The 14,640-nt window shown below is 50.2% G+C and carries 8 protein-coding genes; 2 read left to right on the forward strand and 6 right to left on the reverse strand.

The annotated features are described in order from the left end of the window. Window positions 1-34: 34 nt before the first annotated feature. Complete coding sequence (locus C1H84_RS14520) at window positions 35-1,045, reverse strand: NYN domain-containing protein (RefSeq protein ID WP_113607883.1); 1,011 nt, start codon at window positions 1,043-1,045, stop codon at window positions 35-37. Between the two features lie 633 nt (window positions 1,046-1,678). On the opposite strand from C1H84_RS14520, the gene C1H84_RS14525 reads away from it, so the two are divergent. After that, window positions 1,679-2,251, forward strand: a complete 573-nt coding sequence (locus C1H84_RS14525; RefSeq protein ID WP_113607783.1) for a transposase — start codon at window positions 1,679-1,681, stop codon at window positions 2,249-2,251. A 552-nt stretch (window positions 2,252-2,803) separates the two neighbouring features. On the opposite strand, the gene C1H84_RS14530 is transcribed toward C1H84_RS14525, so the two are convergent. The 5 genes from C1H84_RS14530 to serA all read right to left on the reverse strand — a co-directional run bounded on the left by C1H84_RS14530 (window position 2,804) and on the right by serA (window position 11,205). Continuing rightward, window positions 2,804-3,484: an acyltransferase gene (locus tag C1H84_RS14530; protein ID WP_113607784.1), complete on the reverse strand. Its 681-nt coding sequence runs from the start codon at window positions 3,482-3,484 to the stop codon at window positions 2,804-2,806. Between the two features lie 343 nt (window positions 3,485-3,827). Continuing rightward, window positions 3,828-6,512 carry a CDP-glycerol:glycerophosphate glycerophosphotransferase gene (locus C1H84_RS14535; protein ID WP_113607785.1) on the reverse strand — a complete coding sequence of 895 codons (2,685 nt, stop codon included), beginning with the start codon at window positions 6,510-6,512 and terminating at the stop codon, window positions 3,828-3,830. Window positions 6,513-6,514: 2 nt separating this feature from the next. Next, window positions 6,515-7,732 carry a class I SAM-dependent methyltransferase gene (locus tag C1H84_RS18065; RefSeq protein ID WP_146956112.1) on the reverse strand — a complete coding sequence of 406 codons (1,218 nt, stop codon included), beginning with the start codon at window positions 7,730-7,732 and terminating at the stop codon, window positions 6,515-6,517. A gap of 1 nt (window position 7,733) precedes the next feature. Further along, entirely contained in the window at window positions 7,734-9,395 is a 1,662-nt protein-coding gene (locus C1H84_RS14545) for a stealth family protein (RefSeq protein WP_146956114.1), read from the reverse strand. A gap of 214 nt (window positions 9,396-9,609) precedes the next feature. After that, entirely contained in the window at window positions 9,610-11,205 is a 1,596-nt protein-coding gene (gene serA, locus C1H84_RS14550; protein ID WP_113607788.1) for a phosphoglycerate dehydrogenase, read from the reverse strand. 955 nt (window positions 11,206-12,160) lie between these two features. Here serA and C1H84_RS14555 point away from each other — a divergent pair. Then, entirely contained in the window at window positions 12,161-14,623 is a 2,463-nt protein-coding gene (locus C1H84_RS14555; protein WP_113607789.1) for a right-handed parallel beta-helix repeat-containing protein, read from the forward strand. Window positions 14,624-14,640 lie beyond the last annotated feature (17 nt).

The following is a 14,640-nucleotide window of genomic DNA, read 5'->3' on the forward strand; positions in this document are numbered from 1 at the left end:
CCGGGAAAGTTGATTATGCAAAGCTCGACAATCGTCACATGAGTCGATCTAGGTAGTCCCAAAACGCACTACGGAGCACTCGCCTAATCTTCTGCTGGTCTGTTGTCCACTCCCCTAGAACCTGAGCACAGTCTTTTAGTAAAGTCCGGTCAATTTCCAACGGAAGTTGAGGTTTGTCAGCTAGAAGGTCGAGAACTTCTGCTTGGGTAGTTACTGCCAGCCAAGATTCTGCTACCCTGCCGCCAATTTCCTCAGCTGCGGCAAGCTCATTTTGCTCGTAGGCCGCGTTTCCTTGGTAGCCTTGGCGGCCGGAGCCACTAGAGTAAATAATTTCTGAATGTGTCATAGGTTCAGCCGAATTCTGCTGCACAGCTTTTTGTGCCATGACCGCCGGTGTCGGCACCGAAGTTCTAGTGTCGGAGATTCCGCGAACTGAACCGGGAGTTGCCTTAGCAATAAGTGCTGATTTTTCCGAATGGTTCTGGTCCCACTCGATAACTCGGGTAAATACTGAATCCAAAAGTTGGTCTGGGATTGTCTCAATCGCATCAGCGGTGAGCGCGAGATGCTCAGCTACTGAGGCCACTCCCAATCTACTTTCGGGTTTGTTGACGCCGAGGAGCACAACTTTCATCCCAAGGTCCTGTGCTTCTTCAACAGCCTCCGCCAGATCATCATCTCCGGACACGAGATAAGCAATAGAAGCAGCCCTCGTGCGTGCGACGCCGACGAGATCCAAAGCCAGTCTCAAATCAACGCCTTTCTGTTCGCCGTTGTATGAAATACGCCCCAACCGAACTTTAACCCCGGAAATTAGCCCAATTCGCTTGTGCTGTTCAGTAAATAACCCGTCCTTCGAAGCGTCATACCAGTAAACCCGCAAATTGCTCAGACCAGTGTTCTTCTTAACGGACTGGACGATTCCCCGGATCAAAGATTCATAGTGAGTTGTAAATGCAGATCGCAACGTCGTCCCGGCGGCTCGATGCCCACCAAGAGACAGTAAGAACCCGGCATCGATAAAGATTGCTGTTTGGCTTGGCATAGTCAGATCGTACGGCAAAACCACGAGAACCATTTGGTCTGGTGGATCAGTGCAGTCAAATACTGTCGACGGAAGTTGAAAACTGGGCATCAACGGAACTCGTAAAGTGAACACTCTCAGATGTTTTGCAGAAGAATATGGCAGCACCTGTGCGCGTATCGGATAGCACTGCAGTAAGGATCGGGTAGTGCTTCAGAGGGCGCCATCTGGAGTCAGTCTGAAGTGCGAAAATCTCTCGTTAACCTGCTGCGCGGTTATTGCGTTCATTCTGCGCTCGTAGGGGCCCGCATTCGATCGCCTTTTCGTCGTGGTTATTTTGGCTCCAGTTCGAGAAGAGGCAAAAAACTTCCGAGTCGTGCGAATTGTTGCTAGTCAATCCTGGAAAGGCTCGGCTTGATATGCAGCTCTCCGCATTCGATATTAGGCGTTGTTCTACAGGCGCTGGTGCGCACGGTTTCGGCTGCAGTTGGCTGCGTCAGCAGCACTGATTTGCATCGGCGGTGGCTGATCTTCAGATCTTTGTCCTGCTTATTGAGTCATCCGCCAACGTTTATGGGTGCTATTCATTACACGCACTATTGCTACCGCTTCGGTACATAGGCGCTTCCAAATGCCACTGCTAGACATTCGGTGGTGCAGTTGCATCTGCGGCACATCGATACGCTCGATGAGCAGCTTCAGATCCTGAACCAGATGATCGCCGAGGCAATGCAGTCTTTCGACCAAGCATGCCAGGCTCTTGGCACGATTCCGGGGATCGGCGAGCAAACAGCTCAGGTCATCATTGCCGAGATCGGCGTAGACATGAATGTTTTTGCCGATGCGGCGCATCTGGCCTCCTGGGCCGGTGTCTGTCCGGGGCAGAACGAGTCGGCCGGGCGGCAGCGTTCCTCGCATACCTATGGCGGGAACGTGTATTTGCGGGCGGCGCTGGGAACCGCCGCGTTAGGGGCGATCAAGCACAAGGAGTCGTTCCTGGCGGCCCGGTATCGACGGTTGTATCTTCGCCGCGGCGGAAGCCGTGCGCTGGTAGCCGTCGAGCACACCATCATCGTGGCCATTTGGCACCTGTTGGCTAACGGCGAAGTCTTCAAGGAGCTGGGCCCGGACTACTACGATCAACGCAACAAAGACCGTGCGAAATCACGGGCGGTCAAGGAGCTTGAGCGGCTCGGGTACGAGGTTCAGCTTGACTCAGTAGCCTGACAGCCCTGTTCGTTGACGAATTCGAAGAGAAGGCCCTTAGAAACACTATCTTTCACCTTGCTAAGCCTAGAATTCTGTCCCTGGGCTTAGGCAATGACGCACGCTCTGATGGCGCAAGCGTTGGGTTCGGACGCTCCAGTATTCACGTACTAGGGTCGTAGACACTGAATATCATGGCTTCGTGAACATTCAACCTCGCGGCTTCACACCCCTCGATACACAGGTGATACCAAATGCTTCTGCTAAACAAATAACTAGGTGGTATACAGTTACCAACCGCTCAACTCATTCGGCAGTTGGTAACTGTGTAAAAAGTATTGAGATCCACTGTATATGAAGTGACGAGTTTCAGTGCCTACGAAGTCACGAAAATTCACACCGACTTGCCGGACTAGACGTACCAACAAGACGTATTCAGCACACTATCCGATCTTTGCGCTAGAAAAATTGCGAAATGAATTCCGGAAAGATTCAAGAAGAACGGGAACAAGTCTATTCATGATCGCGCGGACAATAAGAGAATTAATCCGAATACAGAAGCTCAAACAATTCTTATAGGTCAGAGCTAAGACTCCAGTATTTACTTTTATCCACAAATGATGAATCAGGCTTATAGAACGGCTCCTTAAGTGACAGATGATCACGCTCCCAGGCGATATCATGTCGAATAACCCTCGCAGGAACACCAGCAACAATACAGTTATTTGTAAACGAACCTTTTACCAAAGCTGATGCACCAACTACACTACCGGGACCGACAGAAGTCCCACCGAGTACCCTCACCCCCCAGCCAAGCCAAACATGATCACCAATAACTACGGGCCTAGCCGGATTAACCCTAGATCCAGATACAACATCAAAAATCGGATGCTCATCATCCGTGCGAATCTGCACATCACCAGAGATCATTACGTCATTTCCAAGAGAAATCCTGGAGCCTTCAACGGCACAAAACATTACACGAGTCGTAGAAGTTACGTTGTCACCAATTTCAATGGAGGCATCCTCACCAAGCCTCATGAATGCGTGAAGCCCATGCAAACCTTTACCAATACGTACGACTGCATTGTTGCAATCAAATCGAAAAATCGAACCGGAGGTGATCTTAACACCTCTATCCAAAACCAGTCTATTATTTTCCCCCCGAAAATGCACCTGCACACCTTCAATTCGGGGTCCATCATAGACAATTTCATTACCAAGTGCGTCTGAATAAGAAACTACACCATTCATCAAATAACTCCCAGACTGTTAGTGGAAAATATGATCAATTTGCGGAACAAAATTACTATTATAAATCATACTAAACAAGCAAAATGCAAAAACATAGTACACTGCTTGACGCTCAATCCGTTTATAACGCAACGATTCACGAACGTTCCACACTCTCCACAGGTAAAAGCACAATAATCACATGGAAACTTCAAGGAAACGTGTCGAATCAAAACAATCAACAATTGTGCTCTTATAGAATAGCCCAAGAAATTATTGCTTCAAATAAACGCTATCGCTCGCGATTCGGATCGACGAGAGAATTAACAAGAAGGCATGCACAAGAACAAAATCAATAATTAGACTAGTTTAGTACTCGTCCAACGCCTTCGGCTTGAATCCGTTTCCGTATCGCGCTTACAACCCGTTTCGAATTGTTTCGGTCACGATACTTGAATGTTTCGTGCTTGCGCCGAATATATAACAGATCCTCACCTTCCTCAAGTAAACTAACTGCAGCGTCGACAACTTGATTGGGCAAATGAACGCAAGGACCAAAACCGTCTTTAGTGTAGTCAAAATAGCCACGTTCATATGTATGAGCTCCATTAAGAACTAAATCATCATCAAATTGGAAATAGACCACGGGCCGGCCAATATAGGCTGCCTCAAAGGCTGTCGACGAATAGTCGGTGATGAGTAATGCAGTTTGCGCCAATACCTCAGCAAAAGGCAATTCATTCCAGCTCAAAATACGAATGTGTTCAGGAATATCCAACTCGTCCAGATAAGGTTCCAAGAAGGGATGAGGCAGGAAGGCTATTTCCAGTCCTTGTCTTTTCGCAGCGAGGAAAAGCTCATTGGATTGAAGTACTTGCTGCCAATTCTGTGCAAAATCACTAGTTGAAAATTCAGGAATGAGAGTTTTTGATCCATTCGCCGGGTCAGTAACAAAGAGCCAGTCTCGCCACGTAGGCGAAAGAAGCATCCAAGCCGGCCGAGTAAAATGATGGTCCATCAATTTATCGTGTCTAGGGAACCCAGTTAATTCAACTTCCTTTGAACCAAAGCGATAGTTGGATTCAGGATCGATGATAGATCTGTACTCATCATTAGTCGAAGTAATCAAAAGAGAAATGTCTTTTGAATTGAACCAAGCTGAAAGATCGTCTTTTGTAATTCCATGTTGCAAGAACACGAACTTCCAGCGCCTATACTTCTTTAAATATTCAGGTAGTGGATCACTGATATATTTGTCCATATGTGATGAAGCAAAAACGACAGAGCGTATAAGCGCGGCTAAATAGTCAACTTCTCCATAAGGCAGAAGTCTAAAGCCTTCCTTGGAAAGTCTTTCCCAATCATTAGAATTCCTATTTAGAACAAACCAAGCGTTTATATCTCTATGTTTTTGGAGTATCTCCCTATATAGATGTTCGGCGTTATCGTTAGCTCTTTCCGGCCTATCCATTAATATCCAGGCATCTTTGTATTTTGCAGCTCTATTTACGTCGAAAACATCAAGCGAATTTTGGGCCTGGCTTTCAAGACTTTGAGAGTCTTTGGGTAAAGACTTTACTATAGATTTTGACCTTCGAATACCGACGCGTGACAAAAAATTATGCCTGTCTCGGGAAGACTCTTCGTCGTAATGACGCGAAATTTTATCTAAATCTAATATTGGAGCAGTTTTAGGAACGCGATCCGTAAAAAGATCATAGCCTAGGATTTCGACACTTGCTGAGTATGGACGAATCTCGAATTTGTCGCGACTCGGCCCTTTCAACTCCAAAGGAGCAGGTTGTCCGTCGAGTTCGATTGAAAAGCGACCACGAGCAGGAACCCACATAAAACGGTGGTGAAACATTACACGGTCGAAGAACTTCACAGCTCGTGATGAAACTAAAGCGGGTTTCTTCATGTAGCCCCTGTATATTACCAATTCATCAGGAACACGAGACTTATACACGTATCGAAGAAGGGTTAATGATCGTTCTGCATCAATTTCCATCGCTGAAATTCTAGGTACACCGTAGTCAAAATCCTTATAACCAAGAATTAGAGCGTAGCGAAGATCCCAGTCAGTAGACATTGCATCAAACGCATGAATATTTGCGACAGAGATATGCTCGAGAATTGCAGAAATATATCGATGGAATTTCTGTTTAGTTTCATTGGAAAGGAAACGCGAAGGGGCGCCTACTCGACGGTCTCCCCGAAAATACCATAAAATATCATAAATTAAGAGATGTTGCAGCCAGTCCGGAAGTCGCGGTGAAATGCGTGCCGAAAGCTTTACCAGGTCAAGATGTCCGTCAACAAGAACCTGGGTATATTTCTCTTCACGCAGTTTGCTGGTTTGTACGGCCGAGTCGCCGGATTTGCGCTTTCGATAGTAATATTCTGCTTCAACACAATATCCAAGCAGAGGTGTGGCTAAATTCAAGATGTATGAAGCCACAAAGTGTGCATCTTCAAAACTAAACTTAAGTGCCTCATTGAATTTCAGACGATTGCTTGTAACATTCGCCCTACGTACGATTGACGTTGGGCCGTGCATGTGAAAGAAATTTGGCTGCGAGTTCAGATCCACAACTCGTGTTCCCTTGCGGAAGCGTTTTTCAAGCGGATGGTCATGCCGAAACTCGTCGCTATCTTCATGGAAACTTACCAAACGACTAGAAATAATGGAAACATTCGAGTTGTCTGCTATGAAACTTTCGATTTGGGCAAAATAATTTGCGGCAAGAAAATCGTCCGGATCACAGAATGTAAGCCATTCCCCCTGAGCGACCTCAATACCACGATTACGTGCAGAAGCTTGCCCACCGTTTTCCTTGTTGATAATTTTAGTCGAAATATCTGACGTCAGTGCCCATTCGCGAATAATTTCTTCGGACGCATCTAATGAACCATCAATAACAAGGATGAGCTCGAGTTTGTCATGTTGAATGTTTTGGTCAGCAATTGACTGAAGATATCTGGGTAGATAGTCGGCGACATTGTATACAGCAGATATTATTGTGAACAAAGGGGGACGTTTAATCATTACTAAATCTTTTCTAGTACGACACGGGACACATGTGGATCTTCGCTTTTGAATTCAGCCAAACCTATACCCGATGTGGATTCAATAAGTCTAAAATCTGAATTAAGAGAAGTAACTATTTTATCAATAGTATTAAAGTTCCTAAACGATCTAAAATAGTATTTGCTGGCCGTTAGATCATCTTCATTCCTGAATTCCAAGGCCAAGTAGTCCCCCGCCCTTAGATCCTTTGACATAATTCCGAATAGAACATCGATTTGCTGATCAGTAATTGCCGATAATAAAAATCGTCCATAAACGAGAACCGTATCATTATTAGTCTTACGCAGTTCACGCATGCACCGTGCAAAAGTTCCTGTTGCAAGAAGATCCGCGTGCATAATAGGTATTGTCGAATCTCGCAAATTGAGTAATGCTCGACCGGCTGATACAGCATATTTAGATGCATCGACGGCAAGAACTCGTTTGCCGCCACGAGCCAACATTCTAGTATCCCTTGCGTTTCCAGCCCCAGCATCTAGTACAGCTGTAACCCCAGCAAAGAATGGTCGTGAAATGATCCATCGAGAAAACTTGCTTGGGTGCAGTGGAGAGTGATGTCTGTAGAAATTCTCGCTAGCCAGCATTGATCTTTGCGAATAGCTAAGCAAGCCTCCTGAATCTCGTCTTACTCTCCGCTCTTTCCACGAGAATTCTGGATCGGGGCTGGTCCAATTGTCGCCATATACAACTTTCATCACCTGGGCCGGGTCGCGTGGTACTTCAACGAAGTTTCCGCGCATTTCTTGGATTTGTATTGGAAATATTGCGCGATAAGGGAGTTCGTATTTAGACGCCACTCCGAAAGGAAAACCGATGTTTTCATCGTCTTTGATAAATAGCATCGCTATATCGACCATCGCTGCATTATTCCCAGGCTTTCGAACAGCCAAGCAGGAAGCTTTTGGAGTAACGTCGTATCCCAACTCAATCAATTTCATGGCCAAAGCTGCGAATTCAGCTTGTGCTGATTTTGCTGTTTTTTTCAGACTTACATAAGCACAATCCATGTCTTTATCGTAGGAAATAAAATCTTTCGAACGCGCAAATCCTAACAGGGTTCCGCTGAACAAAAAAGATCTCGTTCCGACGTGTTCAAAGATTATCGGTGATAGCTCCTGATAGAGTGAAAGGACAGACTTCTGCCACCTTGGATCGGCTGCTTTTGTATTATTAACCATATTAAATTTCGAATTCAGATTCTTTAGGGAAGTAGGTATTGAAAAAATTCATTATCTCCCATTCTGGTATGGGAGTAGCTCCGGGCTCCGGCGCATCGTTGATGCAGAATGCTTTGCGATTTCGCTTCACTAATGTATTTCTCATTACATTAATAAATTGATCATTCAGGATATTAATATAATTGTACGTCAAGTTGCCGGGTACCGCTTTACCAACTATTTGTGCGTAGTAATGGTGTAGTTGATCTGCAACGATATCCTCATGGTGCCTGAATTTAGAAGCGCTTGTTTTTTCAAACTCTGATTCAAATAGTTCTTCCATTTCATACATCACAGATTTCATGAGTGGATGTGGAGTGTGCTTGATGGCGCGTGATATGGTCACTCCAAATTGTTCTTCGAGTATTCGACGAATATTTCGGGTGATGTTGAAATGTGGACCATATTCCAACGAAGGGTCTCCAAAAGGACGCCGATTATTCGACCGTGATACTAACGCTATCCCTGATGGAGTAAAGAAGTCTGACTTTGACACTCGTTGTCCAAGCATCACATCATCATTGAAGAAAATAAAATGTTCACTCAAGCCCGGAATATGATGAATGTTCGATATAATTGCATTGCTGTTGAAAGTCGGTAAATTTTCCGGTTTCATGATCTCTTTGTGATCGATGATCTTAATTCTTGGATTGTCTGTGTCTAGCCAACTCGGAATTTGGTCATCAGTTACAATGTAGATATTTCGGACCCACGGAGCAAAAAGCGCTATCGATCGAAGTGAGTATTTCAACTCGTCACGAGACTCAAATCGAGAGTCACTTACTGCTTCAGCGTGGAATTCCGACTTATCGCTATGGGGTATCCCCATGCATGCATCTTTCTTAGACTTCCACTTTGGATCGTTGCCGTCGACCCAGGTATAGACAACGTCCACCTCGAAATTAAAGTCATCGAGCATGCGCTTGAGAAACACTTTGGGAGTATAAACAGTACGGCCATTTAATTCTGTCGGCACAAGTTCGAAGTCTAGTTGCGAAATCTCTTTGCTGGCTTTATTTTCGCGTGGGGCTCGAACCACATCTTGATTCAAAACCCAAAACTCAAGATCACACCCAAAAGCAAATCCGTAATTACGACCGTCAAGTTCGCTTTTCAAAGGTGTACATATTCGCAGGACTTCCGCTTCTTTTATTTCCGAATAATTTTCTGCGACCTGCAGCAGGTATTGGGGATTCTTCGCCATAGGATTCATTGCGTAAGTGCTCAACGAAGTTGATCGTGAATATTTCTTCAAATATTCCAGGATTTTATTCCGGTCTTGAATGTTAATACCAATTACTTGCCGGCCGTCTGTTTCAGTACGGACACTCCACCAACGGACTTGGGCAGATTCGAGAATGGAAACGACAGTATTCCAGTTAGCAAGATAGGCATCATCCGCAGTTACGTAGTGTACCTTCTGCCAAACTAGATTTGTGTTCAAAGGTCCTTTACGTCCACCTAGAGAGTCCTTATCCTTGCTTCTATTAGCTTGAACTTGCTTGAACTGTACAGTCGCTGAACGACTGAGTTTTTTGATTTTGGTAGCGCATTCCCGCAGCATAAGATAGTTCTCCAAGCCTACTAGTTGCTTTGCCTGAGACTTGAGTTGTGCCCTGTTCATACCTTCTACCAATTTTTCTGTCTAGCAATATTCCGCTCCATGATATTACATCCTAAACGTTTTACAAAATCATGCGGCTTCTCTGATTGTGAATTTTCGTTCCAGTTATCAATGACTTGTTTAAATGGAATAAATGCTTACTCCCGTATTAGAGCAAGCATTTAGACCTGATATTTATACGACGATAACACGTGCCGAGGACTTCGAGTTGTGTCTAGTTTTCGAGATTAATTTCCCGTGCGACGCTGGCGCCGATCGCTGCGCCCACAACGTCCAGTACGCCCTGTGGCAAGGCCGAATCAATATTGATTACAGCTAGCGCCTCGGCACGGTTCTCATCACGAGATACCTGCATGCCGGCGATATTGATGCCTTGCTCGCCTAATACGTTGCCCAAAGAACCCACGATGCCAGGTCGGTCAGAGTAGCGGACGACAATCATGTGATCCGAGATTGGGATCTCGATTTCATGACCGTTAATACCCACGAGCTTTTCAATTTGCTTGGGGCCGGTCAAGGTTCCAGCTACCGCCAACTGCGCGCCTTCGTTGCTTGAGCCCTTAATAGTCAGCTGGTTTCTGTACTCAGGCGAATCAGTGGTCTTGATGAGACGGGTTGCCACACCGCGCTGCTCCGCTAGCACCGGGGCGTTTACATATGAGACCTGATCGGAGACAACATCCATGAAGACGCCCTTGAGCGCGGACAGTTCCAGAGCCTTGACATCCAGATCGGCAATTTCACCAGCGACAACCACGTCGATGCTGGTCAAGGAGCCAGTGGTGAGCGCGTTGAAAATACGACCAAGCTTTTCGATCAGCGGGATGCCCGGGCGGACGTTCTCGTCAATCACGCCGCCAGCGACGTTCACAGCGTCTGGTACGAGTTCACCGGCCAGAGCCAGCCGTACAGACTTGGCGACCGATACGCCGGCCTTCTCCTGGGCTTCGTCGGTCGATGCACCCAGGTGCGGGGTGACGGTAACGTTGTCGAATTCGAAGAACGGCAGATCGGTGCTCGGTTCGCTGACGAATACGTCAATGCCGGCGCCGGCAATTTCTTCGTTCTTCAACGCTTCATACAAGGCTGCTTCGTCAACGAGTCCGCCGCGGGCGACGTTCACCACGTAGGCGGTGTTCTTCATCTTGGTGAAGGCGTCCTTGCCGAGCATGCCCAGGGTCTCTGGGGTCTTCGGCATGTGGATTGTGATGAAGTCTGCCTGTGCTAGCAGCTCGTCAAGGGTCACCAGAGTTACGCCAAGCTGAGAGGCGCGTGCCGGAGTCACATACGGGTCATAAGCAACGATGTCCATACCAAAGCCCTGCAGGCGGGCTGCAACCAGTGCGCCGATGCGGCCAAGGCCAATGATTCCTGCCTTCTTTTCGAACAGTTCCACGCCGGTGAACGAGCTGCGCTTCCATGCACCGCTCTTCAGCGAGGCGTTGGCGGCAGGGATGCGGCGGGCCAGCGACACGATGTGGCCGACGGTGAGTTCGGCTGCCGAGATGATGTTCGAAGTCGGTGCGTTGACGACCATGACGCCAGCTTGGGTTGCAGACTTGATGTCTACGTTGTCCAGGCCGACACCTGCACGGGCGATGACCTTCAGGTTCTTGGCTGCTGCGATGGCCTCGGCATCGACCTGAGTGGCGGAGCGGACGAGGATGGCATCGACGTCGGCGATAGCTTCGAGCAGCTGGGAGCGGTCCGCTCCGTCGGTCTGACGAATTTCAAAGTCGGGACCGAGTGCCGCGACGGTTGCAGGCGAGAGCTGTTCGGCCAGAAGTACGATTGGTTTGTTGTCAGACACGGGTGTGGCACCTTTGCGATTTCATTGGGCTGGTGGCTTGCATGGAGGCCTCCGCAAGAGAACTCCGTTAATCAGACTAACCCCTCAGATGCTCCGTTTAGCCTTGAATTCCCGCATGTTACGCACCAAAAGACGTACTTTGTGAAAATTTTCACGAGTGACTAGGGTGAAGTTGGACAACCAATAATTCCGTCCATCCGACGCGCCACCGTGCTGTTCAATTACGCTAAAAGGACTCAAGCGGGAACCTGATTCCCCGTAGCGTGGAGAGTGACTCCAGTGTGGCTCGCGAGTGATACGAGCTCTTAATGTCTGGCTGTGGGTCTCGGCGCGGCCATTGCCTGCGCGAGCCAGTCAGGACACACAGGCACCGCCTGAATATGTAGCCCAGGATGCTCGGATTATCGAGCGCCGACAACTTCTCGGCCGAGGCCGCATGCCTGTTGCTGGCACACCTGAAGTTGGCATTCAGGCCTAGTTCACGAAACATGCAATCCTGTCACACGACAATGGCCCGCCATGTCGGGACTCATCGTCTACTCGCCAACCGCCCGCCGGCCCCCAAAAATTTCCAAGGCGCCCTCGTTGCCAACGTTTGGTATACCCGTGGCTTGTCGCGTACTCGTCAGGGAAATTGCGACTCGGGCCACTACTTACTTGCAATGTTGAGCACCAACACGAGTGACTATCGCCACAAAGCAAGTGAATTTCAAGGCAAACAAGCGTGGATTTCATAGGACATCCAAACTTCTTCAAACACGCCCGGCTAGGCGATCGTTACTCAAACGTTATCTATTAAAGAATACCTGAGCGTAAATTGAGGTCAAATTGAGCTAAGAATTCTTGTTAGCTTCGAATTGTGGCTTTTTACTGAATACCGACAGATCCCCCAAATTGTTGTCGGACCCGTTTATGAGGCCACGAGCCCCCATCCCCTGTACAAGGAGAAGACTTTTTGTCTGCCTCGAAAGCCATCGCTTCAAAGCCACGCGCACTGAACAAGCTCACCGCCATTGCCGCCGCCGCCGCCCTCGTAGGTGCCGGACTGACCTACTCCGCACCAGATGCATCTGCAGCCCAGGCCACTGCCTCGGATAGTTTCACCCGCACCGTCGCCAAGGGCTGGGGTTCCGCCACTTCCGGCGGCGCCTACAGCTCCTGGAGCTCCAGCGGCGTAGCCATGTCCGTTGCCAGCGGCAAGGCCAAGATTTCCGGCATGACCGCAAAGAAGTCCGCCGTTGCCACCCTGAAGAACGTCAGCGCCGCCGATGTGACCGCTTCGGGCGATTTCTCCTTCTCCAGCCTGCCGGGCACCGGAGCCAACACCTACACCGGGCTGGAAACCCGCCGCCAGGCCGACGGCTCGGTCTACCGCGGCCGCCTGATCGTAGGCTCCGGCGGAACCGCCAAGCTCGATATCTCCCGCGTCAACGCCGGCAAGGAAGCCGGTCTGGGCTCGTACACCCTTCCATTCAAGGTCAAGGCCAACCAGGCCGTGCGCGTGGAATTCAAGGCCACGGGCACCACCAAGGTTGACCTGTCGATGCGCGCCTGGGTTGTCGGGCAGACCGCCCCGGGATGGCAGCTGAAGAAGTCCGACAGCAGCACCTCGCGTCTGGCCAAGGCCGGCAACTTCGGCTTCTGGACCTACGCTTCGGCCAAGCACACCACCAAGACCAATATCTCGGTCGACAACCTGAAACTGGCCAAGGCCACCGGGACCGTCACCACTCCCCCGACCGAGTCAAGCAAGCCTGTCGATCCGGTAGCCCCGGTCACCAACCCCAAGCGCGGCACCGCGACGGTCGGCTCGGCTTCCTACGCCGTCCCGTCCAACGCCGTCTACGTTGCCCCGTCCTCCTCGGGCGCCCAGTCGGGCACCAAGTCGAACCCCTACACCTCGCTGCAGAAGGCCATTGACGCCGCCGCCGATGGCCAGACCATCGTGCTGCGCGCCGGCACCTACCACCAGAGCGCGAAGGTCCCCTACGGCAAAGACAAGCTGACCATCCAGAACTACCCGGGCGAAAAGGTCTGGATGGATGGCACCAAGAAGGTCACCAACTGGAAGAAGTCCGGTAGCACCTGGGCCTCAGCCGGCTGGACCCCGTCCTTCTCCAACAAGCTGCTCGGCGTCGCCAACAACTCGCGTTTCGTTGATTCGAAGTACTCGATGGCCGCCCACCCGGACATGCTGTTCATCAACGGCGCTCCGCAGAAGCAGGTTTCCTCCGCCTCGCAGGTAGTCCCAGGCACCTTCGCAGTGGACTACGCCACCGACCGCTTGGTCATGGGCACCGACCCGACCGGCAAGACCGTGACCGCCAGCGCGCTGGGCCAGGCCCTGACCGTAATCGGCGAGAACGTCACCGTGCAGGGCTTCGGCATCCGCGGCTACGCCACCGCCTACGACGGCGAACGCGCAGCCCTGCAGATGCAGAACGTGGGCGCCACCGTGCGCAACATGCACATCCAGAACAACGCCATGACCGGTCTGGCCATCCAGAACAACAACTCCGTCGTGGACAACGTGACCTCCACCGGCAACGGCATGCTGGGCATCGCGGTCAACGCGGCCTACAACTCGAAGTTCACTGACATTGTCGCCTCGGGCAACAATATCGAGCACTTCAAGTCCCAGCCGGTCTCCGGCGGCATGAAGATCACCCGTTCCCGCGGCATCACCGTGGACAACGTCGAGGTGAACAAGAACGACGGCATGGGCCTGTGGCTGGACGAGTCGGTGTACAACTTCACCGTGACCAACGTTCAGGCGAACAACAACACCGATGCAGGCATCGAGGCCGAGCTGTCCGAAAAGGGCATCATCGCCAACAACGAAGCGCTGCACAACAAGGTCGGCATCCTGATCTTCGACACCGGCAACGTGAAGATCTACAACAACGACCTGGGCGGCAACTCGCTGATGGGCCTGCAGCTCTCCCAGGATGAGCGCCGACAGAACAACAAGAAGTTCGCCGGCCAAGATCCACGCCAGCCGTTCCCTGACAACACCACCCCATGGCTGACCCGCAACATCGAGGTCTCCAACAACGTCTTCGACAAGTCGGGTTCCTTCCAGTTCTACGCGCTGGACAAGGCCACCAACATTCCGGTGGACAAGATGAACGTCGACATCAAGGGCAACCTGTTCACCGCCCGCCAGGGCACCTCCACGGCCACTATGGTCGCGTGGGGCGGCAGCGACAACAAGCAGCTCAGCCGCTACGAAACCCCGTCGGCCCTGGCCAAGGCCAAGGACTCGACCTGGAAGAACAACCAGACCAGCACCGCCCAGACCCTGTCCGGCATGACCGCCGACCGCGCCAAGGCTGCCAGCGTAGCCGTGCCACTGCCTGCGGACGTTGCCAAGGCTGTCGGCAGCAAGACCGGCGCCAAGGTGGTCGGCCAGCACTAATCGGCGTGTGAGACGTG

This window comes from Glutamicibacter soli, from assembly GCF_003309065.1.
Lineage (GTDB): Bacteria > Actinomycetota > Actinomycetes > Actinomycetales > Micrococcaceae > Glutamicibacter > Glutamicibacter soli.

Excerpts from the sequence above, each read along its gene's own strand:
- C1H84_RS14520 (WP_113607883.1), bottom strand. The coding sequence starts at position 1,045 with ATGCCAAGCCAAACAGCAATCTTTATCGATGCCGGGTTCTTACTGTCT.
- C1H84_RS14530 (WP_113607784.1), bottom strand. The coding sequence starts at position 3,484 with ATGAATGGTGTAGTTTCTTATTCAGACGCACTTGGTAATGAAATTGTC.
- C1H84_RS14535 (WP_113607785.1), bottom strand. The coding sequence starts at position 6,512 with ATGATTAAACGTCCCCCTTTGTTCACAATAATATCTGCTGTATACAAT.
- C1H84_RS18065 (WP_146956112.1), bottom strand. The coding sequence starts at position 7,732 with ATGGTTAATAATACAAAAGCAGCCGATCCAAGGTGGCAGAAGTCTGTC.
- C1H84_RS14545 (WP_146956114.1), bottom strand. The coding sequence starts at position 9,395 with ATGAACAGGGCACAACTCAAGTCTCAGGCAAAGCAACTAGTAGGCTTG.